The following is a 25,081-nucleotide window of genomic DNA, read 5'->3' on the forward strand; positions in this document are numbered from 1 at the left end:
GCAAGCTGCCCCTAACAAGAAATATAGGTTAACTAATTAGAATAATAGCTCCAGAGATAACTATTTTTTAACGTCAGGGACCTTCATCCGCATATTGTATCTTCACCAACTACCGCCCAACAGAAAAGCAACTCTAGCTGTTCACTTACTCTGAAGTTGCAAAAAACAGAAAACAGGCGCCGTGCCTAAAGAAAACCATATGCGCTATCTGAAACCATGAGCCTTTGACTCTTGACTATTTAGCACCTCGCTGACAAGCACTGCGTACTCTTCGAGCGTTTAGAAGAGTATCGTCACTCCAGCTACTTCCGCTGGGGGCTTCGGTACAGGACTTGCCCCTGCCAAACCGGACACCTACTCCCCGTTAAATTGATGCTGACACCGAGCGCCTGAACTGTTGGCGCTGACGCCGAATTGACCCAATGGCCGATGCCACACTGACCCGACACCAATCTGCAAAAGTCCAGCATTGGTAATGTTCCCCGAGTTAGTAGCCTAGGTCAGTGAAGTTTCGGTAACTGGGTCAATCCTGCTCTGGCGATAACACGCCAGCTCCAGCTCCGCGGAACCTCTGGAGAGCATGATCAGAAAAACAAAATTTATGGAAAACCTATTTCCTACTGTGATCGATGAACCGGTTTGAGAGGGTGGCCTTGTTTTCGCGCGAGGACGCCCATGAACCTACCACGCCCAACCCGGACCACAGTGGCAACGTGTCGGTCTCTGCGGGAGGCCATCACGGTGCTCTAACTCGCCAGCCAGGCGCGCTTGCTATCGCACCGGCCCTCTCGTAAGTGCCGGGATGAGCTTGGGTAAACTGAGGATTTGAGCACTACCCAAACGACTTGCACGCCCCTTCCACGCTTGTTGAAGCTGTTACTACCGTTCATCGCTTACCTTTCAGAAATTAACTGATTGCGCCGATGTAGGTCACAAGGGGCGAATGGACTCGGCCTTGCCGTGCATGCATTTCCACACATCCATCAGTGAGTGATCTTATGTTCGACACCCTATCGATACGCTTGAAAATCGTACTGCTGTCCGGGTTATGTCTATTGGGCGTAATAGCGTTGATCATCAGCATCAACCTCCACGAAGCCAATCAGAACAACAGGCTGGTCGGCGACTCAAGCTCGCGAATGCTCACCAGCAACGTGCAAAACTTGCTGGGAGCCAAAGCTGCGGAGCAAGCCTTACTGCTGCAGAAAACCATTGGCGAAAATCTTACCGTGACCATGGCCACCGCCGATCTGGTCAGAGACTTGCAAAATCTGGCAACCAAGCGCTCTCTGGGCGCCGGCGCCTTGCGTGAAGAGCTCAATCAGAGCTTGAAAAATACCTTTGAACGCAACAACAAAATGCTCGGCATATGGCTGGTGTTTGAACCCAATGGCCTGGACGGCAACGACAGCGGGTTCGTTAACGACAACGCCCGCGCGTCCAACGACAAAGGCCGCTTCGCCAGTTACTGGAATCGGGTGGATGGTAAAGCTTCTAACACCATCATACCCGATGAAGACCTGAACAATACCACGCCCAACCTCAGCGGTACGCCCTACAACATTTGGTACACCTGCCCACGTGATACCCAAAGCACCTGCTTACTAGATCCATATGAAGACTCGGTCAGCGGCACACCGGTACTTATGACCACCGTCTCGTTGCCATTGATCATGGATGGTAAAATCATCGGGGCGGTAGGTGTTGATATTGCCCTCAACACCCTGCAAGCCAGCGCGGACACCGCGCAAAAAGAGTTGTTCGAGGGTGCGGCGCATCTGGAGATAATTTCCAGCAAGGGCCTTATTGCAGCCTACAGTGGCGAGCCAGCCAAGGTTGGGAAAAACCTGATCGACATCATCGGCGAACAAGGCAAGGAGATCGTGCAACTGCTCGCCAGTGGCAGCTACGTCAACCGCGAACAGGGCGACACCGTCAGCGCGATTTACCCAGTCAAGCCCATTGCCGATGCCAAAGCCTGGGGCGTAGTGATCAAACTGCCCAAACACGAGATGCTTTCCGACAGCATAAAACTTCAAGCCGTGCTCGATGAAGCTCAAGCCAGCGGCACCCTCAAAGCGCTACTTGTAGCCGCCGCCGCAGGGCTGCTCGGACTGCTTCTGATCTGGCTCACCGCCACGGGCGTGACCCGTCCGATCAACAGCGTAGCCGCCATGCTAAAGGACATCTCCAGCGGCGACGGCGACCTCACCCAGCGCTTGGCCTACACCAAAAAGGATGAACTGGGCGAACTCGTGAACTGGTTCAATCGCTTCCTCGACAAACTGCAACCTACCATCGCGCAGGTCAAGCAAAGCATCACCGAAGCTCGCGGTACGGCTGATCAGTCTTCGGCCATTGCGCGCCAGACCAGCGAAGGCATGCAGGTGCAATTTCGCGAGATAGACCAGGTGGCTACCGCGTCCAATGAAATGAGCGCCACCGCACACGACGTCGCTAACAGCGCTTCCAATGCTGCCAGCGCGGCACGCGGCGCGGATCAGTCGGCACGCGAAGGCATGTCGATCATCGAACAAAGCACCCGCGATATCACCTCGCTTGCCCAGGAAGTCAGCAAGGCAGTCGGTGAAGTCGAGGAATTGGCCCTTAATAGCGAACAGATCGGATCAGTACTTGAGGTGATCCGCAGCATTGCCGAACAAACCAACTTGTTGGCGCTGAACGCGGCGATCGAAGCGGCACGTGCGGGGGAAAGCGGACGCGGCTTTGCGGTGGTAGCCGATGAGGTGCGTAACCTGGCCAAACGCACGCAGGACTCGGTGGAAGAAATTCGTGTAGTGATTGAGCGTATCCAGAGCGGCACCCGTGGCGTGGTGGCGACCATGCACTCGAGCCAGCAACAGGCCCAAAGCAATGCCGGGCAGATCCATGAAGCGGTGAAAGCACTGAGCAAGATCAGCGACGCCGTGACAGTGATCAGCGACATGAACCTGCAGATCGCCAGCGCTGCGGAGGAGCAGAGCGCAGTAGCCGAAGAGGTCAATCGCAACGTCTCGGCGATCCGTACTGTAACCGAAACCCTCACCGGGCAGGCTACCGAGTCGGCGGCTATAAGTAGCCAGCTCAATGCATTGGCCAGCCAGCAAATGAAACTCATGGATCAGTTCAAGGTTTAAATAACCCCAAAGGTCTACTGTGGGGGGATTGCCCTAAAGACAGCTATTCAAGCTATGGGGCAATCCTCTTTGGTTGAGACTCGAATCCTGATGCAGGTACTCATTCTCCAGACTTTTTTTCAGATATCGCCGGTATCAAAGCCGAACTTGAGGCGCTGCAGCTTGGCTTCCGGCAATCACACTTTGCTCGCTGAGCGAATAGTTGGCCGTTTTTTTTTCAGCCGGACATCTCGACATACCGAAAGACATATTGTCCAGGAGCCTTAAGCTTCATAGCATTTAATGGAGGTCTCCGTGGACAATCAAGCAGATTTGTAGCCTCCATGCCGGTTGCTGTCGAATACCGAGCGGTAAAGATGGTTGCGACGCTGTCGATGCAGCGCGGCAATACCATGTCGATGCTTGCGTAGCACAGCAAGCCAATCTTAACGACGTAACAGCTGCCTCGGCAGCACTCGCGACCAGGCATACCGAATAGCAAGGGTCTTGATAACCAGTGGAATTAAGAGGTTGGGCTTCCCGCCAGAATCGTGTGCGATTTGATGATTGAGCATTGCAAGCGAACTGATGCTGGCGCCGTTGACAGGCGAATTCCTAATTCAAACAGTAAAAAATGAGATAGCGACCGCAACGTGATCTTACGCACCACAGTTGTATCGGGTGTGAATCAAGATCTGTGTTGAAGGTGGCGTTGTCACCGCTCCCTCAATCGCTCCTCGTATCCAGCGCACCGCTGCGGCAGTCTCGCCAACGAAATCATGAGAGATAACATAATCCATGACGCCGGACTCAAGCATCGCCCGCGTATGAACCGTCAGCTCATGACCGACAAAAATAGGCCGATCCTCAGCCGCAATAGTCTCTATGGCCTGAGCAACACCCCGATTGGCGCCGGCCACGTTGTAGATGGCTGCGGGATAGTTGTGCTTGGAAAAATAGCGCGTCAATTGTTCAGTCGTGGTCTGAGGGCGATCGTCGGACATCACTCGTTCGTCGATTTTCAGATACGGAAACTCGGAACGGAGCACCCTGCGAAACCCCATTTCCCGCTCCTGCTGACAGCGAAACGGCACACTGGTCACCAGCAGGATTTTCGCGGCCTTTTTTGGTAAAGCATTGCCGATCAGCAATCCGGCGACACTGCCCGCCGCATATTGATCATTGCCAACGTAAGCACTACGCCCGGAGTTAGGCAGGTCGGTGGTCAGGCACACGACGGGGATATCCAGGCTGCACAGTTTGCGAATCGCTCGGTTGATCGCCGGGTGCTCGCGCGATACGACGATCACACCATCCGCTGAGGCGCCCTCAGCCTGAACCTGATCAGCAAAAGTGGCGGGATCGACCTGGTTAGTCGGTACATAGTAGCCATGCACGACGACGCCAGGTGTCGAAGCGTTCACCAACGCCTCGGCACCGGCCAACGTAGCATTGAAGGTTTCACCCGAATCGCAAAATAGCTTGATCTGCAAAGTTGCCATGCCGTCAGCCAAATCTTTCTTTAGCTTATCCAGCGCCGCCAGCACTTTCAGACGGGTGTTTTCCCGTACGCCAGGACGGTTATTCAGCACACGATCAACGGTCGCTACCCCGACCCTGGCCACCTTGGCGACCTGTTGAACAGTGGGCCCCTTCCATAAACGCGCCGATGTTTGCATGGTCATATAGCCAGCCCTTTTTTGATGTTATTTACACCATATACGCATTGCTAATAATTGTTTCAAGAGCAATGACAGGCATGAAAGCATCTTCGTATTTGAGGTGTTTTACATCATAAACCGCCTATGGCGCTGCTTGATGATTGCTTTTTCGGTGCTAATAATCGAGGCATAACAAACACAACAAACCGCCAGGATCGCCCCATGAGTAACTCGTCCCCATCGGTTGATTTCGACCGCCGCGGCTACGCCGCTTTTGCCCCATTGTGCACCGCCTTTCTCAATCAACACGCTCGCGAGTTCGACGCCGCGTTGATGACTTTCGCCCATTGATAGGTAGTTGAATATGAGCATACGAATCGCCGTTATCGGCGCAGGGATTATGGGGGAAGATCACGCCCGCATCATTGCCCAGGACCTTCCGGGAGCCACGTTGCATGTGGTGTGTGATGCGTCGCCAGAGCGAGCGAAGCTGATAGCTGACCGTTATGGCGCCGCTGACGTTTCCACTGATCCACTGTTCACACTTTCAAGGTCCGATGTCGATGCAATCATCATCGCCAGCCCGGACGAAACCCATGCGATCCTGACCATGGCAGCCATCGAGGCTGGGAAACCTGCACTGTGTGAAAAGCCGCTGTCTCAAAGCCCGAACCAGTGCCTGGCGGTCATCGACAAAGAGGCCTCCCGGGGTCGCCAATTCGTGCAACTGGGCTTCATGCGCCGGTTTGACCCGTCGTACAGGGAAATGAAAAGTGCCTTGGGCGACGGCGTGATAGGTCGGGCCGTGATGATGCACAATTTCCATCGCAACGTAGAAGCTCCCGCCAACTTCAGCGGGCAAATGGCGATCAGTAACTCCGCGCCTCATGAGTTCGATGTGGCCCGTCATGTGCTCGACACTGAATACGTTGCCATTTCAGTGTTCCAACCTACCCGCACGTCTGAGGATGGCGCCGGTGCTCCGGTATTCATGGTGCTGGAAACCCGGGAAGGCCATCTGGTGAACATCGAAATCAACAACAACGCCCATTACGGGTACGACGTGCGTGGCGAGCTCGTGGGCGAGCTGGGTTCCGTGCAACTGGCCACTCCCGTACATGCTCGTTTCAATACCCGTCTTCAAGGCTTTGAACGGTACGCTGCCGATTGGCGGCCGCGTTTCGCCGACGCCTACCGCCTGCAGAACAAAGCATTCGTGGAGTTCATCAACACAGGCGTATTCCCTGTCCATGCCGCGAATGCCTGGGACGGCTATTGCGCAGCCATCGTCGCCCAAGCCGGTATCGAGGCACTCAATCAGCGTCGCCGGGTAGTTTTGCCAACGCTGGAAGTACCGCCCCTCTACCGATCGCGAGAAGGAGCTACGTCATGAAGCTGGGATTCGTCACCGACAGCCTCGGTAACCTGCCATTGCAGGAGATGCTCAAGCAGGCTGAACGCCTGGAAGTGTCGGGCCTGGAGATCAACACCGGCGGATGGTCGACCGCGCCGCACTTTAACTTGGCGCAGATGCTCGCCAGCGCCGGGGAACGCCAGGCACTCAAACGCAGCTTCCAGGAGCACGGCCTGGAAATCATTTCCCTGAACGCCAACGGCAACCCTTTGCATCCCACGCAGCCCGAGCAAGGCCAGTGTCTCAAGGACACGATACGCGTAGCCGGTGAACTGGGAGTCAAGACCGTTTGCACCATGTCCGGCTTACCAGAGGGTCGGGCCGGCGACAGGATGCCGAACTGGGTGGTTGCCTCATGGCCTCCCGAAACCCAGACAATGCTGCGCTATCAATGGGAAGAACGCCTGCTGCCCTTCTGGAGCGAGATCGCTGATCTGGCCAAGGAGAACGGTGTGGAGCGTATCGCTTTGGAATTGCACGGTAACCAGTGCGTCTACAACGTCCGTTCGCTGCTGAAACTACGCAATGCGATCGGACCGGTGATAGGCGCCAACCTGGATCCCTCGCATCTGTTCTGGATGGGCGCTGACCCGCTGGTCGCCGCCGAGGCACTGGGCGACGCCATTTACCATGTGCACGCCAAAGATACTTTGCTTAACGCGCCAGTCCAGGCCGTGGATTCACTCCTGGAAAATGGCTCATTGATGGATATCTCATCCCGAAGCTGGTCCTACATCACGCTTGGATTCGGCCACGGTGAGCAATGGTGGCGGCAATTCTGCTACCGCTTGAAGATGGCTGGCTACGATGGCTGGCTATCGATTGAGCATGAGGACGTTTTACTCAACAGCCTCGAGGGCTTGGAAAAGTCCGTAAGACTGCTAAAGAGCGTCATGCCGGTTGCCGCCAGCGATTTCAAACCCCAGTCCATCTGAATCGCACCACGAGAAAAAACCAATGTAATTCCATATTAAATCGCTCACCGCAATGGCGAGTGAGCATCCCCATAAGTTTCAGTCAGGAATATCACAATGACAATTAATTCCTACGGAAATACGGCAGACACTTCAGCCGCCTATGTAAGTCCTGAAAAACGCCAGGCACAGCGCTACCTGCAAAAAGTGACTTGGATTGCCACGTTTGGCGGCCTGCTGTTCGGCTTCGATACGGGCGTCATCAATGGCGCCCTGCTCTATATGAAGGATGACCTGGGCCTGACGCCATTTACGGAGGGCTTGGTCGCCAGCGCCCTATTGATCGGCGCAATGATGGGGGCGCTGTGCAGCGGTCGCCTATCGGACCTCAAGGGTCGCCGCCGTATCATTCTTTTCCTCGCCGTAGTGTTTTTTCTTGGCGCGTTGGCTTGTGCGCTGGCGCCCACCCTCAACGTCATGGTGGCCGCCCGCTTCACGCTGGGGTTAGCGGTGGGCGGCGCATCGGTCGTCGTGCCGGCGTATCTTGCGGAAATGGCCCCATCCAGCATCCGCGGTCGCATCATCACTCGCAACGAGCTGATGATCGTCACCGGGCAATTCCTGGCCTTCACCACTAACGCCACACTGGGCAATTTGTTCAGCGATCTCGATGGTGTTTGGAGATGGATGCTTGCCTTGGCAACCCTGCCAGCCGTGGCACTCTGGTTGGGTATGCTCTACATGCCGGAAAGCCCGCGCTGGCTAGCCACCAAAGGGCGCTTCAGAGAGGGCCTGGAGGTACTGAAACTGGTGCGGGAGGAGTACTACGCCAAGGCTGAGATGGAGGCCATCACTCAGCAGATCAGCAACGAGCGATTCATTAAAAAAGGTGGCTGGCGCGATCTGTCTCAAAAGGGCGCACGACGAATCTTTTTGATTGGCATCGGTATCGCTGTTACGTCGCAGCTGACCGGAGTCAATTCAATCATGTACTTCGGCACCCAGATCCTCACAGAAGCAGGCCTGGAACAACGTAGCGCACTGATCGCCAATGTCGTAAACGGCATTATCTCGATTGGCGCAACGTTCGTGGGTATTGCTCTGCTGGACCGCGTGGGGCGTCGCCCAATGATGTTGCTCGGCTTCACCGGCACCACATTGTCTTTGCTGTTGATTGGCCTGGTTTCAGTTTTTGTCGACCCCTCCGTCACCCGCGCCATGCTCATTCTCGGCGCCATGGCGATGTTCTTGGCCTCCATGCAAGGGCTGATCGGGCCTGCTTTCTGGGTGCTTTTGGCAGAAATTTTCCCAATGCGCATCCGTGGCGGATGCATGGGCATGGCGATCGCAGCCTTCTGGTTGACCAACGTGATGATCGGCATGTTCTTCCCATCCTTGGTTGCAACGATCGGGATCGGCCAAACCTTCTTTGTATTCGTGGGAGCAGGACTTCTGTCTCTGACCTTCGTTGCAGTGTGGGTACCGGAGACACGAGGCAGCACGCTCGAAGAGATTGAGCAGCGGTTGTATGGGTAGACGGGATGAAGTTGCCCCCCTAACTGCCGTTCCTCAGTTTCCTATTTCGTTGCACGGAGCGCGGCTACGCGCAAAGGCATGGGCTGCAGCCGTGGGCACGATTGGTGCCCCTATGGCGTCGCAGCCGTCGCCAACAGGCAATATCATCGCGCCTCGATCAACGGAGAAAGTGCCTGCTTGTAAATGCCTGGGCCCACTGCAACGCAATCCTAATTTTCGCAGGTGTTGAGTGGCCTTAACACGGCCGACCGTGGAAACATTAGTGCGGTTAGTCGAGCCGCCCACCATTTTCCCGTGCATGCTTGATGTCTCTGGAGGGTGGGGCTCCGAAACGTCGGGCATATTCGCGGCTGAACTGGGCGACGCTTTCATAGCCGACCCGCAACGCGGCGGTGTTCACGTCTAGCCTATCGGTCAACATCAGGCTGCGCGCGGCTTGCAGCCGCAACGATTTTTGATACTGAATGGGGCTGGTGCCTGTCAACTTGCGAAACCGGTGATGCAGGGTAGAGCTGGCCATTCCTGATCGTTCGGCGAGGTCGGCCACGTGCAGCGGCTTGTCGTAGTGATATTTTAACCACTCAATGGCTCTCACGATGCCCTTGTCTCGGTAACCATCGCGAGTGACGCTGCGCAACAAATGCCCCGCTTCACTGAGCAGCAGCCTACCGTATATCTCCCGCTTGATAAGGCCCGACATCAGGCCTGCTTCAAGTGGCCGCTCGATCAGCGTGGAGAGTCGGGTGAACGCGTCGAGCAGCTCACTCGTCGCCATACCGGATACGAAGCCCCGCGCCTCAGTAGCCATTTCCTGCTTTGGCGGTTCCAGGGTCAGGATCACCTCGTTGAGCATGGAAAAATCGAGTTTCAACACAATTGATAAATAAGGGGTTTGTTCACTAGCCGCGTTAACGCGAGCCAGTGTGGGTATATCGACCGAAGTGACAAAAAACGCCCCTTGCCCGAACTCACAGGCTTGCTCGCCGAACGCGATCTCCTTCGCGCCCTGCAGAATGATGGCCACGCAAGGCTCATAAATGCAGTACTTGGGCGTACCTAGTTCGGCCACTCGATAAAAGGCCAAGCCTGGAATCGACGTCGTGCAAGCCTCGGCCAAGCCAATCTGCAGAGTGACTTTTTCGATAAGCCGTCTGAGTGCCTAGAGGCGTTCGTTGGGTTGAGCGGGTTCGCGCAAACCCAGGGAATGCAAATGGCTGAAACGGAACTGCGAGATGGAACCGCTCGTCATCACATGCGCCCCTATATACGGAATGCTTGAGTTTGCTGAGAGTGCGTGACCAGCACAAGTGCATCGGCAGGATTGTGCAAAAAATATGGCGCATTAGGGTCACCCGGCCACCCCTCGTTGTTCTAACTTCCAGTACGAATACCGGCTTCGATGAGGCCGTGCCCCCTCAGTCGCGAAAGGAAAGTTTTGGATGGACAGACGAGATTTTCTTACCTACTCGGTCGCTGGTGCTGTTACAGCCGCTTTGCTGCCAGCATCGGCTTTCGCAAGTTCGGTGGCTGCTGCCCCAGCACCCACTTCGCTGACAGAGCATGGAAGCGTGATGCGTACTGAAGGCCGGCTCGTGCGCGCCGACCTGCCCCTCAATGCGCCCTCGCAGACAATGAGATACATGACGCCTCAACGCTTTGGCATGGGCGGGACGCAGATCGGCAATATCTTTGCGCCGATCAGCGACGTGCAGGCGGGCTTGGTTCTGCAGGCGGCTTGGGATGCGGGCGTAAGGTTTTACGACACGTCGCCGTTCTACGGGTTTAGCTTGAGTGAATATCGTCTGGGTCGCTTCCTGCATGACAAAGATCCAGACGACTATGTGATCTCCACCAAGGTCGGCCTCGTATTGACGGCTGCGGGTGGCCTGCGCGCGGACCATGCCATCTGGAAGTCGCCAGCCCCTTTCAACTACCAATATGACTACACCGCAGCAGGCACGCGACGTTCCGTGGAAGACAGCCTGCAGCGTCTGGGGCTACCACGTATCGATATCGTTTTTATCCACGACATCTCACCAGATAACACCGAGCTGGAAGGCGGATGGGAAGCGGCGTATCGAATTGCGCGCACAGGGGCGATGGTTGAGCTTGAAAAGATGCGGAATGAAGGGCTCATCAAGGCATGGGGCTTCGGCGTCAATACGCCGAACGCCGTGGTTCAGGCACTGGCCAGTATTGACCCGACGCCCGACATCGTGTTGCTTGCCTGCCAGTATTCCCTCCTCGACCACGGCGATGCGTTGCGCAGCAACTTTCCGGCGTTGAGCAGTAAGGGCACCAGTGTCGTGATTGGAACACCCCTGAATGATGGATTTCTGGGAGGGCGCAGCCGATATAACTTCAGTCAGGATCTACCTGCCGGAGCGGTAGAAAAGCGCGCGCGAATCATGGCGGTTGCCAGCCGACATGGCATCGACATTCATACTGCCGCCTTGCAGTTCGCAGCGGCACATCCACAAGTGTCCGCGATCATTCCGGGGGCGCGTTCGCCGGGGCAGGTAGTTTCCAATGTACAGGCGATGAAGGTCGGTATTCCGGCAGCCTTTTGGGAGGAGTTGAAGCGCCAGAGTTTGATTGATGCTCAAGCACCGGTGCCTTCCTGAGCTTTATTGGAGTTTTACCGGAGCAAGCTTTAACTTCCTTTCACTGCAATCGCTCACATCCATAACATTGAGAATTCAAGGACCTTATTCTCCAGAAAATAAACTGTGCACGCGTTCAAATAAGAACGCTAGCCTAAGGTTGTAATAAATGAAAACACGAACGTCTCTCATGATTTTCGGCGGCTTACTTGCGCTTAGCGTTCCGTTGCCTGATCCACTCCCACAGTTGAAGGTTCTGACACTCCTTGTAGGGATGCACCTGCTCGGTATGTGCTTCGGTCTCGGCGGGGCGACGATGCTGGACCTCTGGATTTTGCGTTGGATGCGTAGGGGTAGCCTCCCCGTTGAAGTCGGACGCACCTTTCACTTCATCAGCAACGCGGTCACTCTTGGACTATGCCTCCTGTGGCTTTCAGGTCTTGGCTTCCTTGCTCTTTACGCGTTGGAGTCACCGGAAAAGTTTGAGAATCCTAAACTCTGGGCGAAGGTAATTGTGGTGATCGTCCTGACCATCAATGGAATAATCATTCACGCGTTTGTGTTGCCACAAGCACTGCGCGACTTGAGTCGCCCCCTGCTCTTTGGGGTTTCCCGTAGAAGAGCTACCTTATTTCTCGCATCCGGTGCAGTTTCGGGGGTGTCTTGGTACACAGCTTTTGCCTTCGGCATTTTTCGTGAGTTAAACAACAGTGTCACTTTCACCCTGCTGGTCATCATGTGGCTTACATTGATAATAACCGCTTCTCTCGCAGCCATTCTGCTCTGGTTAAACTCGGCAGCGAAAGTAAGAAAACGTCCTTCGTTCAGTCCTCCGACTTAAAAATAAAGGCCATCTTGGACATTGCTTGTAACTGCCCGGGCAATTGAGGCGAATCCAGCCAGTACTGACCGGCTCCACTGAGTTGACTGCGGTCACGCTGGCGGTGGATGTGCGTTAGCCAGACATTCGGGTCAACCACACCTGCGCGTCAGCACGATGTTGTCTTTTCGCCAGAGCGGCCACACCCAGGGCGTTGACAGAAGGCCTGGGCGATACGCCGTTCGCCATGGTCAACGGCGCTGATACCTATCTGTTCGACGAGTCGCTGATCAGCACGTTACGGTGCCTCAGGACAGGTGTGGATTGCAAAGTACGATTTTGATTTTTACGCCGCAGGATTGCCCGGAGCCGACGTCGCTGAGCTCGGCTCAGGCCTCCCGCTTACCACTCGCAGGAAAGGGCGGTATCCGGGGTGCGCAAAAGCGCACCGTCCACTGCGAAAATCTGCAGATCATGCCAGGTATCATCGTCATAGCGCTCCGCGCCCCAATGGTTGCCGGTCTTACGGAATAGCCACTCAACAGGATCGGCGCCGAGTCGCTTACGCGCTTCGGTTACACCGCTGCGCGCCAGCAAATGGTCAGTGGCCAGGCCTTGGGCGCAGATGTTCAAACGTCTGGCCACCTCGTGAACGGGCTCGTCACGGAATAACGCCATGCCGAGCACTAGCCACAGCACCTGATCAGCGGGCAGGCGACGCCGGCGAATGGTCGCCTGACTGGGGAGGTCGAGCGCAGACGCTACCCACTCTATGGGAATGTTTTGGGTGCAGGTGCTCAGGTCGCAAAAGTTAAAAAGATCGCCGAGGTCGAGCAGGTCCTGTTGAACAGACATAAAAAATCCGATGCCAGAGGTCTGGCATCGGATTTTCTAGGAAGCCCGGCGCAAGCTCAAATGCTTAAGTGAACAGCATTACCCTCATAAGTGGCGTTTATGTAAGTCTGAATGAGGGACGGGACGCTTACCAATCATCCACTCCGACTAAAAACCCGGCAAATCACTAAGCTCTTCGATTAAATCGAGTGAAAGATATATTCAGTCTGTGTGCGAAGATCCAGTTCAATACCTACCCCATGCAGACGAGTGTGAAGGTCAGCATCATCTACACGAACTTTCCAAGACACATTTACCGGTACATCCCCCCCCGCCCTAACGAAACTGATGGCCTGTTGCAACTGCGCACGGTCGGCTAAGTAAACAGCCAGAGCGTTACCTTTCCATGCGGCAACACTCATCCCCATCGCCGCGCATACTAAAACTTTAGCCCTGGCATCGTCGCGATCAGTCTGCCGGGAGCGTTGAATCTGACCCTCTAAGACAGGGTCAACTCTACGGTCAGAACATAACACTTCTCCCGCTTCCCAGACTTCAGGGGGGCAGACCTTTTCTTCGGGGCGCAGGGGTATAAATGGATTGATTTCCATCGGGTAGATTCGACAGACCAGCGGTCGATCTTCATAGATTGTGCAGTGGTTATCCTCCCCTAAACTTGGACACTGTGTCAGTGCGTTACCAGCAAAAATGGCTATCACCTGAATACGTGCATCTCCACTGGCTACATCTACCGCGCGTCGCACGCTGTGGTTGTAGTGCTCTGGCAACGGGAAGACTGACGTGTCGAAAGCTTCGAGTATGACAGCGATGTCACCACCGCGATTTAACCATTGCTCGGCCTCTTGAAGGCTGAGAGGAATAAGACGTTCTTTGCAGCAAGTTCCGCACCCGTTACAGGTAAACCGCGTGACGTTTTCTATGAGCGTCACTGAATGATTTATAGATGTCATGATCAATCTCTGCTCATCGCCGCCAAACTCCGAGTAGCGGCGGTGGTTAAAAAGATGGGTATATCCATGGCAACGCCCTATTACCCGGCCTACGGGCATCTTCGTTTCGCAGGATCTCAGCGGTGTCTAAACTCAGTCTTTTGGGATCCACCGCTGCCTTGGCGAATGCAGCAACCGGGTCAGCGATTTCTTATCCGCTTATTGCCTACCGCGCGGCTCGTTTGGCGAATAGATGCCGGTTGGGCTTTCAGCCGGCCCATTGGGCTCCCAACCGCTGACGTCACGCACCGCGCCGGTGTGCCAAAGTTGCGGCCCCATACGACCACTGACACTGAGAACAGAATTGATCACGTTAATGCACCCGGCTAGCGCCGTTTCACTGTGGAAAAAGGATGCCAGCACCCTTACGTGCAGCCGGACAATCAATAACAGGTCCTTCTGCAAGAAGCCCGTGACGGCAATACTCAGTGCTCCCTTTGTCGGGAATACCCTGCGGTCAGAGTTGCCTCGTCATCGGCGCCATGACAATCGGTTTTAAGCTCAAACGACCGGAAGGAAAAAGGGTGAAATGACATGCAGCAACCAGATTTTGCCATTCGATGGGCTCCATTTGCTTTCGGAGGCTATATAAGTATATTTTGTAAACCAAATGTCAATTAGGCACCCAGAGTCGCCTAGGTATATACGAGGAAACTTAGATGCTGGAATTAAAGCCACAATGTTTCTCGTCGGAGTGCCCGAGCCGGGCTCTTTTCGACCAGATTGCTGATAAGTGGTCGATGATGGTTCTGGCGGTGCTAGATGACGGGCCGCACCGTTTTAACGCCATTAGACGCCGCCTGGAGGGCGTCACGCAGAAGGCGCTTACACAGTGCCTGCGGCGACTGGAACGAAATGGGCTGGTCTCGCGCAAAGTCATCTCGTTGTCGCCCGTGGCAGTGCAGTATGAGATCACCCAACTAGGTCGCACACTTCAACAGCCATTTCGCGAATTGCATAAATGGACGCTTGACAAATTGCCTGAGGTTGAAACGGCCCGATTGAAGTTTGACGAGGCCGCACAAGAAAACCTGGCGGATTGATTTTTTCTTGCTCGCCGCCACTGGCCAACTGCAACGGGTAATTTCTTCGATTTACCTGCGGTATCCTCAACCCTACTAACTCTAAATTAGACCCTATGGTTACCGTGTATACCACGGTAAGACTGATAACGATGTTCTCCCTCAATGCCTTGTACCAACATCTGAGCATATGAACGCGTTATTCGACTGGCTCATTTGTCAAGACATAAAATGCTTGAAATGCCACTAACGACAAGCACCATTTGATGGGCGCATTTATTAGTTTTACAAATCAATGCATAAAAAAAACAAAATTAACAGATCAATCTGCCAAGGTCATACTCAGGGCCGCATGATTTCCCGGCCCCAAGAAAAGGGAGCGTAGCAAGGGAATCGCTGGTTTCAATAAGGGCGTTAGTAGCTATTCAGAAGCGATGGGCGGCGGGCTTCAGAAGAGAGTTGCGCGCGACGAGGATCTTGGCTTTTTGGGCATATCTGAAACCTCATCGCCGAGATCAAGTTCATAGACACCCGCGAGCCAACAACATTTTCCAATAAGCATGGTATCCACGCTGTCGGTAGTCTTCTTCTCAAAAAACGGCTGTCCCCCAGGATGACTCTTCCCTGCATTGATGAGGCCTAAAAGCCTGTTGTTTGAGGGCCGGTCTTAATCTGTTGCAAAAGAACTCGAGTGAGACACCAACAGAGTAAACGTCAACAGTCAGGCTGTTAATCAGGGTGTCTGGCCATCGGGCACTGGTGATGCACGGATTATCCGTGGTGACACGCACAAGGTCTGTCCACGCCATTGATCATTGGCGACCAGAGAGTCGCGCTAACGTCGGCGCGTAAACAAGGAATAATAATATGGCCACTTCCACCAAAACCGCTTTCGCATCCACTGCCATTTTGGGAGCCGGCCTCATGGGGGTTGGAATCGCGCTGCACCTTGCACGCCACGGATTGCAGGTAAGCCTCTACGACCCGCAACTTGAGCGGCTGGCGGACATTCCAACGGTAGCTAGCATGATCCTCAACGAATTGGTGGCTGCCGACCAATTCGACGAAGCGGACCGGGACGTGACTTTGTCGCGCCTGATACCCGTCAGCACGCTGACTGCATTGGCCGATGTTGATCTACTCATCGAAGCAGTACCCGAGCGTCTGCCGTTAAAACAGTCACTTTATCGGGAACTGGAAGGCATCGTCAGACCCGACTGCGTGTTCGCCAGCAATACCAGTGGTTTTCCGCCGGATAGTCTTGCAGAGAGTTTGGAGCACCCGGAGCGGTTGTTCATCGCGCACTTCTGGAATCCTCCGCATTTTATTCCGTTAGTGGAATTGGTACCCGGTACCGCCACCGATGCGCACCTTGTCGAAAAAGTGCGTGTGATGCTCGAGGCCATGGATCTGGAAGCTGTCGTACTTGAGAAGGCGGCGCCCGGCTTTATTGGAAATCGTCTTCAATTTGCCCTGCTGCGGGAAGCGCTGCATATCGTCCAGAGTGGTATCGCTGATGCGGACACAGTGGATAGGGTCATGCGGGCTTCATTGGGCCGCCGCTATGGCATGGTTGGCCCGCTCGAGGCGGCCGATATGGCCGGGCTGGATACCTTTGTAGACATATCAACTCACCTGATACCGCAATTGGCACAAGGCACCGAAGTCATTGAGTTGCTCAAGGAAAAGGTGGCGGCGGGGAATACCGGCCTGCGCAGCGGTCAAGGCTTCTATCGCTGGGATGAGGCGCGCCACGAAAGGTTGCTGAGTCGGCGCGGGCACCAGTTACGGTATGCACTCAAACCCTGAACCCACTGAGCAAAAGCACGGCTCCAAAGCAAGTACTCGCTAACCGATTGAATACCGCCCGCTACACCAATGGCCTTAGGCAAAATTCATAAAAACAATAATCGCTGGCCAATGAGCCAGCAACTGGAGATTTCATGAGTATTCTGATTGCCCTCGCGGCTCTTGGTCTGTTGATGCTCGCCGCATACCGTGGCTACAGCGTTATCCTCTTCGCTCCCATCGCCGCGCTTGGCGCAGTCTTGCTGACCGATCCGAGCGCCGTGGCTCCGGCCTTCACGGGTCTGTTCATGGACAAGATGGTCGGTTTCATCAAACTCTACTTCCCGGTGTTTCTGCTCGGTGCCGTGTTCGGTAAGCTCATCGAGTTGTCGGGGTTTTCCCGATCAATTGTTGCTGCTGCCATTCGACTGCTAGGGCGCAAGCAGGCGATTCCGGTGATTGTGGCCGTATGCGCGTTGCTGACCTATGGAGGGGTTTCGCTATTCGTAGTGGTGTTCGCAGTTTACCCATTCGCCGCCGAGATGTTTCGCCAAATCGGCATTCCCAAAAGGCTAATGCCGGCAACAATCGCTCTCGGTGCGTTCTCTTTCACGATGGATGCGCTACCCGGCACGCCGCAGATCCAGAATATTATTCCGACCAGTTTTTTCAAGACGACAGCCTGGGCTGCTCCATGGCTGGGATTGATAGGTTCGATCTTCGTGATCGTGGTCGGACTGGCATTCCTGGAGTTGTGGCGCCGGCGCACCCAGCGTGCAGGTGAAGGTTATGGCGACGCCGTTGACCTGCGTAACGAGCCGGATACGCCGGAAGACATTACCCTGGCTCATCCCCTGATAGCGTTGCTGCCGTTGGTTCTGGTCGGCGTACTGAATTTCTTTTTTACTCGCTGGATTCCCCAGTGGTACGGCGCAAGTCACAGCTTGACACTGCCGGGATTAAGCGCACCCATACAAACTGAAATCGCCAAGATTACGGGTATCTGGGCGGTAGAGGCCGCACTGCTGTCGGGCATTATCATCGTCGGAGTTTTAGGTTTCCGCACCATAAGAAACAAACTGGCCGAAGGCAGCAGAACCGCTGTGGCCGGGGCAATGCTGGCCTCGCTAAACACTGCGTCCGAGTACGGGTTTGGTGCGGTCATCGCGGCTTTGCCAGGCTTCGTTTTGCTCTCTCAGGCGCTACAAACCATCCCTAACCCGCTGGTTAACGAAGCTGTAAGCGTCACCTTGCTTGCAGGTATTACTGGCTCGGCATCTGGGGGGATGAGCATTGCTCTGGCCGCGATGGCAGACAACTTCATTGCCTCAGCCAATGCAGCCGGCATCCCACTGGAAGTTCTACACCGCGTGGCGTCTATGGCCAGTGGCGGCATGGACACTCTGCCCCACAATGGCGCCGTCATCACCTTGCTAGCAGTCACTGGCCTGACACACCGCCAGGCCTATGGCGGTATATTTGCGATCACATTGATCAAGACACTTGCAGTCGCCTTTGTTATCGCCGTCTTTTACCTCACGGGCATCGTTTAAAGAGTGCGGGGCGAATCTGAAATAGCAAAACCGCACTATTGCCTGAACACCAGCGGCGGTAACCTGGACTTAGTGAACAGGTTTTCCGCTGGTATTCGCGTAATCCCGGGATGGATATAGATAGAAAATCTGTCCGATATCCGATCCCAGTGCAGCTATGACGCCCTTGATGCCCGGAGCAAATACCCCTTGGATATTTGCTACTTCACTATCACGCGCACTCTTGCCAGATTACCGACCCGCGTAAACTCCGTCGTGCCGTCCCCTTCTCGCTGGGATGTCACACGGAGCACGGGATAGTAGGTGCCAGGTTTCGAGTAAAAGAATGTCTTATGTACAGCGAGGGTTTCTGACGGCTGGTGAGGAAGTGGCGTGTCTAAAAAATCATCGTTACCCGTTTGACTCCATTCTGTTTTGACAATTTTGCCAGCAGATGGCGGGACTGAAATGTCACCAAGAAGCGTGATGGGCTGGCCGACCTTCGCAATGATTCTCTCACCGCTCTTGGACGTCAGTTTTACGACTGGCTGGATGCCTTGCCTGGCTGACGCATCTGCAGGTAACGAGACCTGGCCATTATTGACTGCATATTGAGTGGAGCCAGGTGGCGCTATACCAGTTTCCACCCAAACGCTTACGTCCCTAACGGCTTGTTCGAGGATGCCGTTGTAATCGACAAGTCTCACAAACTGATTATCAGCCGAGCCCGAGGCAACAACGCTGCCATCCAAATGATCTGCGTTATCGTTTAACCAGATTCGCACCTTCGCGTCGTACTGCCCGCCCTCTCCTGCCTTCAATCGACGGCCATACCAGTCGGCATCCCAAGGGTAGGCATCGACATCAAGTGCGTTGGCGATCACTATCATCTTGCTGTTTATCTTGCCGGTAAAACTACCGCCTCCGCTGACACCGGCGCTGATTATTGGGCCTAGCTCTTGCGGACGTTGCGGGTAGCGCGGTGAACCGTTTGCATTGCGAAACTGATCCCATACAGTAAATCCACCAGAAGCTGGCACCTGGTGGCGATGGTAGGAGGTCAACGCAATTGCCCAGCGATTGTCGACACGAACCTCGGCCCCATTTTTCAGGGTGTTGAGCGTATCAGCTTGATTTTGCGCGGCCAGAGTAATGACCCCGTGCTCAGCATCTAACGACCCCAACAATTTTCGGTTGCCCTCTTCTGCTCCTTCGAGAGTAAAGTCAAACCAAGCGCTGTTTTTGAAGTGTGGCAGCCCCGCCAAGTGCAAGCGTAAAGGCTTGCCAGCTGAGTCGCGATCTATCTTTTGAACCGACACTACACGGTCAATTTTCGCCCTTCGTACAAGATTGCCCAGAGCGGATTGCTCGGTACCGAGGTAGCCAGGTTTTCTCCAGAAGTCATCTGCATATCCGGGATCGATGTTCTTAACCGTACTGGCAAACCCCAGTAAACCCTGCGGGTCATTGAGACCCAGGATGTACGCGTAATTATCCCAGCCGCGCAGTGGTACGCCCATTGCTGTGACCTCCGCAAGAGCCGCGGCCTCAGTGGCGTCAAGTCCTGCAAAAGGATCGCCGCTGCCTCCTGGTCGCATAGCGTCGGCAATGTGTTCAGCCTTGTCTTCGAGTACAAGCCGTGCGAAAGCACGCACAAAAAAATTGGTTGGAATGGATGTCGGTACACCTATGACGAAAGGCACGGCTCCATCCCATACCCCGGACGAGTTCTCGGCTGCAGCGATAGTCAGATAAGATCCACCGCTGCCACCGTAGATATAGCCGTGGATCTGAGAGACAGGCGATCCATAGTATTCGCCAGCGATCACCTTCGAGAACTTTGCAGCTGCTGCGTTGGCACGGTAGCCAGAGGGTGAAACAGTGTCCACGGTATACGCACCGCTGTCGGCACCAAATTTGATTACACGGTCCGGAACGCTACCATCGCCCAAAGGATATACCTTGTGGAAAAAACGCCCCTTCCATTGGGTTTTCGGCGGGAAGAAAAAACTGAATTTTACATCGGTGCCTTCGAAGTGCCCGGAAACACGGTGTGTCAGAACAGGGCTTTTCAAATCTTCACGGCTATCTATTACTGGGCGATCAAACTGCGGATCGATGCAGTCTTGAGTAATGAATATTATCCCGCCCGGTGGGGTTTCGCACGATGGGGATTGAGATGCAGCTGACGCCAATGTCGAAAACCCGCCAAGCGACACTGCAAGTAACAAGCATCTGGAAGCAACGGACTTCTTATTGAAACTGCTACCGCGATGGAAATCTGTCCGATGTGGCCTTGCCACTAGATTCAGGTTTTTAGCATTATTCATATTGGCAGTGAAATTCCTTGAGGCGCCTCAGTGGCGGCAGGTCGATACTGTTTAAAGTCTTTGCGTCGCTTCAGGGATGGGATTGTTCCCGCTGGGTCTCTCATTTTCCACCTTGAGATTTTTCCGGCTTGTGATGCGTAAATCACTCTACAATTCGCTGGCCTCGGCTTAGACAGAGAATTGGTATTTTCCAGCTTTGAAGTGTTCAATATTTCCGACAGAATACACCAACCTTGACTCCACATCAGCTGCAATATAAGCCCTAACCCGCAGAACATTCTGGCTAGCCGCTATCCTACTCGGTGATTGCGGCCAGCCACCTCTGTTGCTCTTGGAACAGGAACTTTGACTGATCTAAGCAATCACACTCAGGTCCCAGCGGCGGCCGCATCAGACCGCGTAATTAACCAGCTCCAGTTAAATTTTATGTCTCACTGTCAGGACTGCGTTCTATGGAACTCCATAACTTACTGTTTCGAAGCCGCCCTTCTGCATTGCATATTTGTTATCAAATGCTTTATTTATATTGATTGATACGTCTATGTGGCTTGTTAGCTCATACCACGCCATCAGTGATGTCAACGTACAGGGCCTTTGTTCTACTACCTTTGTGCTGGTGCCAATACTCAAGAAGCGGCCTTGCCATCTAACGCCTCCACCCAACGTAAGCTTCTCCAATATCCAGGTGAGCTTTTGAGGCGTGAACATCTGAGCGGTAGTGCGTGGGACCCGAGCATCTATCCTGGCCGTTGCCATCATTGGGCGTGAAAGCAGCAACGCCATAAAAGGCAGTCTCCAGATCGCTGATATGGCTGCCGTTTGTGATGTCCTCGATGACGGTCAGTGTGTCGCCATATTGGATAGTTTCAATCAGAAAGCTTCGGGAGTAATTACGCGTGCGTTGGCTGCCTGATTGATAAGACGAAATGCCGGTCGAACTCGCCAGCCTCCCCTGAAATGATTGCGGCGTCTCTAGGAGCGTCAGCGGAAAGCGGAGAAGACGGTGTAAAGTCCTGTCTCCGCTGTCGTAGCGGCGGTGCTCCTGTCCGCTTCTCGTCACCGATGGGAGAACGATCACGCCCTGAGATTGGGTGCTCTCATCGGCTTCGACCGTGTTCTGCGCCATGACACAATTGGAACTCCCAACAACTCGACGGGCCTGTATCGAGCGTACTGACCAATACAGCTACAAAAAATCCTATAGCTTTTTCAAAATATGCCGACAACATAGATATCAATGTGCCATGGATGAGGCCCATCAAGTCTATCGAGTTTCGCGCTATGTCCATTCCGTTCTTACGCCGTAATCGTTATGCACTCCAACAGCTAATAGCTGCCATCAAAAGCAGCGAAGCACCTGATGTCAAAGGTTGCAAAGAGGCCCCGGCAATCCTTGAGGCCTGGGAAACTATCGAATCAACCCAACTTAAGTCCCGATTGCGCATAAGCCAGCTTGAAAACGAGCTTGAAGCTGCACGTGAGCTACTTCGCGAGTCGGCAGCTAGCGCTTTAACCCACTCCGTCAGATTTGACTTGGTGAATCGCGCCTCCAGCGAGGGCCTCTGGGATATGGAGGTTGTAGCTGGCGACCCTATTAATCCGAAAAACCGCTTTTGGTGGTCGCAGCAATTTCGCAGTCTTCTTGGGTTTAATGACGAACGTGATTTCCCCAATGTCTTGGCCAGCTGGGCTGATCGCCTTCATCCTCAGGACAAACAGGGGACGCTTGACGCCTTTGCTCGACATCTCAACGATAAGTCGGGAAACACGCCTTATAAGGTGAGAAACCGGCTCGCGATGAAGGATGGCTCCTATCGTTGGTTCCATGCTCAAGGTGAAACACTTCGTGACGAACAAGGAACGCCGATTCGGGTCGCAGGCTCGCTACGGGATATCCATGATCAGTTGGAACGCGATCAGGAGCATGACATCATCATCACCCGCTTCGAACTGGCTAGGGAAATGCTCTCCGATGGCTTGTGGGATATGGAGGTCATTGCCGGGGACCCTGTGAATGCCAAAAATCCTTTCTGGTGGTCGCCTCAATTCCGAAGGCTGCTTGGTTTTGAAACTGTTGAAGAATTTCCCGATGTCCTTGAGAGCTGGGCATCCAGATTGCACCCGGACGATAAAGAGCGAAGCCTTAACGCTTTCGGCGCTCACTTGAATGATAGGTCAGGAAAAACTCCATTCGACATCGAGTACCGGTTGAAGATGAAGAGTGGCGAATATCGTTGGTTCAGAGCACGAGGTCAAACTCGGCGCGATCCGCAAGGATCTCCGCTTCGTGTCGTCGGCGCTCTTGTGGATGTCCACCTGCAGTACGAGCAGAATGCGTTGCGAGAGTCGGAAGTTACGCATCAACGGACATTGGAAGCCAGCCTTGCTCAGTTGTCACAAATTGTAAGTACGATACAAAGCATTGCGAGCCAGACAAACCTACTGGCACTGAATGCAGCTATTGAGGCGGCACGGGCAGGTGAGGCTGGGCGCGGTTTCGCTGTCGTGGCCGACGAGGTTCGTAAACTCGCGACACGTACTACTGAGGCAACCGAACAAGCCGCAGATATGATTGCTCGCTGAGCGACGGCCTTTTAAGCGGGCTATGCACCGAACTAGTGAAATAGCTCAGTTAACCTTGCCAGAGTGGTGACCGGCTTAATCATGCAAGACGTCATTCTCGGACGTATGCCCCTGAACACGCGGGTTGAGTAACAAATAGGCGGGCAGTTTCTCGGCGATACCGCTTACTCGCCGAAGTTAAACGTCATAAGGAAGCAGGAGTGTGTTGATGCCGGGACGACGCCTCGTCATCAACCCACCGGTCCAGCAGGTAGAAGCGGTCGACGAATGTGCCTCTTTGCGCGACGCAATAGTCCAGACAACCCGACATCTATAGGCTGGACTCGCCCGATGTGAACAGTACGTCACATAGTTCCCCAATGCATCCTTCCGACGCTTGGAGTGGGGATGAGACTGATAGCCAGCATGTCATTCTCCTTTGAGATACGCTTCATGAGCGGATCAAACTTTGCTGCGCATCAATCGCCGCAACGGCGTCACGCCAGGAATGCAACGGCTACGCCTGCCCGCTGCGTTATCGCCCTCCTCTCCTCAATGACAAAACTGCCACCCAGCATCTCGCTCAGGTGATGCCCAGGTTAAGAGTCGCAATTTTTCTCCTATAGATGGGATCCATCGCGCGCGGTACGCCGCGTTGAGCGTTTCTGCATACCGACTTCAAAACCCGGAAACAGGCCTAAGTCCAGCCCGGCCCGGCCCAAGTGAGTAGCAGCTATAACATCGTCCATTTCCACGGCAACACCACGGCTAGAACAACAAACGTCAATAGCCAACGTGCTTGGCACCGCCAACGCCCGCCATAAAGGAGAACGAGCTAGCCTGCCGAGTTTTGCCACAAGCAGGAGCAAGCAGCTTCAATCATACAATACCCATACGAGGACTATATTTCATTGCGCAACTTACCCATAATATTTTTCACTTAGGCCGAAAGTTTACCGTCATTGGAGTTTGGTGCACGTTATGGCAAGCATCTGCATCGCTGATCAGATAGAAACCAGGGATTTCGACAACGTGCCCCGACCTGTTGTAGCTCTTAGAGCCGCTGCCGTAGCAGAGAACTGGGAATATGCGACGCATCGGCATCGCAAAGCACAACTGCTCTACTCCGTCCGAGGCGTGCTCAATTGCGAGGTAGAAGACGGCGTTTGGATCGTGCCGCCGCTAAGCGCTGTATGGATACCAGGAGACTTGCCTCATTCTGTATGGGGCTCGGGTGAAACTGAATGTTATTGCTTGTTCGTTGAGCCCGATGCCGCATCGGATCTACTGGAAAAATGCTGCACGATTTCGGTCACGCCATTGCTACGTGAATTGCTGTTGAGGGTGGCTGGCTTTCCCGAGTTGTACGCACTCGGGAGTCGCGAGGATCGGCTCGTTGCCACATTGCTGGATGAGTTGGTGACTGCTCCCGCGGAAGACCTGCACCTGCCGATGCCACGTGATTTAAGGTTGCGCCACCTCGCCGAATTGCTGTTAATCGATCCCGCCGATAAAACATCAAAAAGCAACTGGGCTGTCCGCATCGGCATGAGCGAGCGGAGTATGAGCAGGCTTCTCATGTACGAGGTTGGCATGAGCTTTGGACGCTGGCGCCGGCAGTTGCACGTGATCCTCGCACTCCAGCGCCTAACCAAGGGTGAAAGCGTACAAACGGTAGCGTTGGATTTGGGCTACGAAAACCCCAGCGGATTCATCACCATGTTCCGAAAGGCGGTAGGAAAGCCGCCAGCAAGGTACCTATCCGAGAGAACTGCCTACACGGACAGAGCGGCCTTGCGCGGCATTGTCCTTCCCGATCAAAAGTCGCCTTGACCGGAATGGCTTGGCAACCCGAGAGAGTCGAAAGCGGCCATCAAAAAATGGCCTGAATGAATAATAAATTGGCTTAACTTCGCCATCGTGAATACGGAATTCGTCG

At 54.3% G+C, this 25,081-nt stretch carries 16 protein-coding genes and 4 pseudogenes; 14 read left to right on the plus strand and 6 right to left on the minus strand.

Annotation, left to right across the window (positions count from 1 at the left end):
• Positions 1 to 2,012: 2,012 nt before the first annotated feature.
• A pseudogene (locus AACY52_RS32375) lies at positions 2,013 to 2,279 on the plus strand (HAMP domain-containing protein); the annotation flags it as partial.
• A gap of 102 nt (positions 2,280 to 2,381) precedes the next feature.
• Entirely contained in the window at positions 2,382 to 3,137 is a 756-nt protein-coding gene (locus tag AACY52_RS32380) for a methyl-accepting chemotaxis protein (protein WP_370467910.1), read from the plus strand.
• Positions 3,138 to 3,775: 638 nt separating this feature from the next.
• On the opposite strand, the gene AACY52_RS26600 is transcribed toward AACY52_RS32380, so the two are convergent.
• Positions 3,776 to 4,801 carry a LacI family DNA-binding transcriptional regulator gene (locus AACY52_RS26600; RefSeq protein ID WP_339421170.1) on the minus strand — a complete coding sequence of 342 codons (1,026 nt, stop codon included), beginning with the start codon at positions 4,799 to 4,801 and terminating at the stop codon, positions 3,776 to 3,778.
• A 198-nt stretch (positions 4,802 to 4,999) separates the two neighbouring features.
• On the opposite strand from AACY52_RS26600, the gene AACY52_RS26605 reads away from it, so the two are divergent.
• The 4 genes from AACY52_RS26605 to AACY52_RS26620 all read left to right on the plus strand — a co-directional run bounded on the left by AACY52_RS26605 (position 5,000) and on the right by AACY52_RS26620 (position 8,641).
• Positions 5,000 to 5,128: a hypothetical protein gene (locus tag AACY52_RS26605; RefSeq protein ID WP_259242521.1), complete on the plus strand. Its 129-nt coding sequence runs from the start codon at positions 5,000 to 5,002 to the stop codon at positions 5,126 to 5,128.
• 13 nt (positions 5,129 to 5,141) lie between these two features.
• Positions 5,142 to 6,170: a Gfo/Idh/MocA family oxidoreductase gene (locus tag AACY52_RS26610; protein ID WP_339560978.1), complete on the plus strand. Its 1,029-nt coding sequence runs from the start codon at positions 5,142 to 5,144 to the stop codon at positions 6,168 to 6,170.
• Entirely contained in the window at positions 6,167 to 7,126 is a 960-nt protein-coding gene (locus AACY52_RS26615; RefSeq protein WP_339560979.1) for a sugar phosphate isomerase/epimerase, read from the plus strand. Before AACY52_RS26610 ends, AACY52_RS26615 begins: the two co-directional genes overlap by 4 nt.
• A gap of 96 nt (positions 7,127 to 7,222) precedes the next feature.
• Positions 7,223 to 8,641, plus strand: a complete 1,419-nt coding sequence (locus AACY52_RS26620; RefSeq protein WP_131696418.1) for a sugar porter family MFS transporter — start codon at positions 7,223 to 7,225, stop codon at positions 8,639 to 8,641.
• Positions 8,642 to 8,909: 268 nt separating this feature from the next.
• Here AACY52_RS26620 and AACY52_RS26625 read toward each other — a convergent pair whose 3' ends face one another.
• Positions 8,910 to 9,758, minus strand: coding sequence for an AraC family transcriptional regulator N-terminal domain-containing protein (locus AACY52_RS26625; protein ID WP_370468054.1), 849 nt, complete (start codon positions 9,756 to 9,758; stop codon positions 8,910 to 8,912).
• Between the two features lie 523 nt (positions 9,759 to 10,281).
• Here AACY52_RS26625 and AACY52_RS26630 point away from each other — a divergent pair.
• Both AACY52_RS26630 and AACY52_RS26635 read left to right on the plus strand, forming a co-directional pair.
• Positions 10,282 to 11,265: an aldo/keto reductase gene (locus AACY52_RS26630; protein ID WP_339560981.1), complete on the plus strand. Its 984-nt coding sequence runs from the start codon at positions 10,282 to 10,284 to the stop codon at positions 11,263 to 11,265.
• A 148-nt stretch (positions 11,266 to 11,413) separates the two neighbouring features.
• Positions 11,414 to 12,085: a hypothetical protein gene (locus AACY52_RS26635; protein WP_339495089.1), complete on the plus strand. Its 672-nt coding sequence runs from the start codon at positions 11,414 to 11,416 to the stop codon at positions 12,083 to 12,085.
• 402 nt (positions 12,086 to 12,487) lie between these two features.
• On the opposite strand, the pseudogene AACY52_RS26640 reads toward AACY52_RS26635, so the two are convergent.
• Together AACY52_RS26640 and AACY52_RS26645 are read right to left on the minus strand one after the other, a co-directional pair.
• Positions 12,488 to 12,919, minus strand: a pseudogene (locus tag AACY52_RS26640) (transposase domain-containing protein); the annotation flags it as partial.
• Positions 12,920 to 13,098: 179 nt separating this feature from the next.
• Positions 13,099 to 13,869 (minus strand): YkgJ family cysteine cluster protein, encoded by a 771-nt coding sequence (locus AACY52_RS26645; RefSeq protein ID WP_339437143.1) that lies wholly within the window; start codon positions 13,867 to 13,869, stop codon positions 13,099 to 13,101.
• A 698-nt stretch (positions 13,870 to 14,567) separates the two neighbouring features.
• On the opposite strand from AACY52_RS26645, the gene AACY52_RS26650 reads away from it, so the two are divergent.
• The 3 genes from AACY52_RS26650 (at position 14,568) to AACY52_RS26660 (ending at position 18,271) form a co-directional block, all read left to right on the plus strand.
• Positions 14,568 to 14,951 (plus strand): helix-turn-helix domain-containing protein, encoded by a 384-nt coding sequence (locus AACY52_RS26650; protein ID WP_339421160.1) that lies wholly within the window; start codon positions 14,568 to 14,570, stop codon positions 14,949 to 14,951.
• An 846-nt stretch (positions 14,952 to 15,797) separates the two neighbouring features.
• Positions 15,798 to 16,739: a 3-hydroxyacyl-CoA dehydrogenase family protein gene (locus AACY52_RS26655; RefSeq protein ID WP_339421158.1), complete on the plus strand. Its 942-nt coding sequence runs from the start codon at positions 15,798 to 15,800 to the stop codon at positions 16,737 to 16,739.
• A 134-nt stretch (positions 16,740 to 16,873) separates the two neighbouring features.
• On the plus strand, positions 16,874 to 18,271 hold the full coding sequence (locus tag AACY52_RS26660) for a GntP family permease (RefSeq protein ID WP_339425741.1): 1,398 nt from the start codon (positions 16,874 to 16,876) through the stop codon (positions 18,269 to 18,271).
• Positions 18,272 to 18,471: 200 nt separating this feature from the next.
• Here AACY52_RS26660 and AACY52_RS26665 read toward each other — a convergent pair whose 3' ends face one another.
• On the minus strand, positions 18,472 to 20,580 hold the full coding sequence (locus tag AACY52_RS26665; RefSeq protein ID WP_339421154.1) for a Tat pathway signal sequence domain protein: 2,109 nt from the start codon (positions 20,578 to 20,580) through the stop codon (positions 18,472 to 18,474).
• Between the two features lie 646 nt (positions 20,581 to 21,226).
• Positions 21,227 to 21,706, minus strand: a complete 480-nt coding sequence (locus AACY52_RS26670; protein WP_339421153.1) for a hypothetical protein — start codon at positions 21,704 to 21,706, stop codon at positions 21,227 to 21,229.
• Between the two features lie 443 nt (positions 21,707 to 22,149).
• Between AACY52_RS26670 and AACY52_RS32385 the strand changes: the two are divergent.
• The 3 genes and pseudogenes from AACY52_RS32385 to AACY52_RS26680 form a co-directional block, all read left to right on the plus strand.
• A pseudogene (locus AACY52_RS32385) lies at positions 22,150 to 22,491 on the plus strand (PAS domain-containing protein); the annotation flags it as partial.
• A 75-nt stretch (positions 22,492 to 22,566) separates the two neighbouring features.
• Positions 22,567 to 23,154 (plus strand): annotated as a pseudogene (locus AACY52_RS32390) (PAS domain-containing methyl-accepting chemotaxis protein); the annotation flags it as partial.
• Between the two features lie 969 nt (positions 23,155 to 24,123).
• A complete protein-coding gene (locus AACY52_RS26680; protein ID WP_339439420.1) occupies positions 24,124 to 24,975 on the plus strand; it encodes a helix-turn-helix transcriptional regulator in 852 nt (283 codons plus the stop codon).
• The last annotated feature ends 106 nt before the right edge of the window (positions 24,976 to 25,081 follow it).

This window comes from Pseudomonas sp. EA_65y_Pfl1_P113 (genome assembly GCF_963970525.1).
Classification (GTDB): Bacteria; Pseudomonadota; Gammaproteobacteria; order Pseudomonadales; family Pseudomonadaceae; genus Aquipseudomonas; species Aquipseudomonas tritici.

Coding starts and splice junctions, on each gene's coding strand:
- AACY52_RS32380 (WP_370467910.1), top strand. CDS start 2,382: ATGCAGGTGCAATTTCGCGAGATAGACCAGGTGGCTACCGCGTCCAAT.
- AACY52_RS26600 (WP_339421170.1), bottom strand. CDS start 4,801: ATGACCATGCAAACATCGGCGCGTTTATGGAAGGGGCCCACTGTTCAA.
- AACY52_RS26605 (WP_259242521.1), top strand. CDS start 5,000: ATGAGTAACTCGTCCCCATCGGTTGATTTCGACCGCCGCGGCTACGCC.
- AACY52_RS26610 (WP_339560978.1), top strand. CDS start 5,142: ATGAGCATACGAATCGCCGTTATCGGCGCAGGGATTATGGGGGAAGAT.
- AACY52_RS26615 (WP_339560979.1), top strand. CDS start 6,167: ATGAAGCTGGGATTCGTCACCGACAGCCTCGGTAACCTGCCATTGCAG.
- AACY52_RS26620 (WP_131696418.1), top strand. CDS start 7,223: ATGACAATTAATTCCTACGGAAATACGGCAGACACTTCAGCCGCCTAT.
- AACY52_RS26630 (WP_339560981.1), top strand. CDS start 10,282: ATGACGCCTCAACGCTTTGGCATGGGCGGGACGCAGATCGGCAATATC.
- AACY52_RS26635 (WP_339495089.1), top strand. CDS start 11,414: ATGAAAACACGAACGTCTCTCATGATTTTCGGCGGCTTACTTGCGCTT.
- AACY52_RS26645 (WP_339437143.1), bottom strand. CDS start 13,869: ATGACATCTATAAATCATTCAGTGACGCTCATAGAAAACGTCACGCGG.
- AACY52_RS26650 (WP_339421160.1), top strand. CDS start 14,568: ATGCTGGAATTAAAGCCACAATGTTTCTCGTCGGAGTGCCCGAGCCGG.
- AACY52_RS26655 (WP_339421158.1), top strand. CDS start 15,798: ATGGCCACTTCCACCAAAACCGCTTTCGCATCCACTGCCATTTTGGGA.
- AACY52_RS26660 (WP_339425741.1), top strand. CDS start 16,874: ATGAGTATTCTGATTGCCCTCGCGGCTCTTGGTCTGTTGATGCTCGCC.
- AACY52_RS26665 (WP_339421154.1), bottom strand. CDS start 20,580: ATGAATAATGCTAAAAACCTGAATCTAGTGGCAAGGCCACATCGGACA.
- AACY52_RS26670 (WP_339421153.1), bottom strand. CDS start 21,706: ATGGCGCAGAACACGGTCGAAGCCGATGAGAGCACCCAATCTCAGGGC.
- AACY52_RS26680 (WP_339439420.1), top strand. CDS start 24,124: ATGGCAAGCATCTGCATCGCTGATCAGATAGAAACCAGGGATTTCGAC.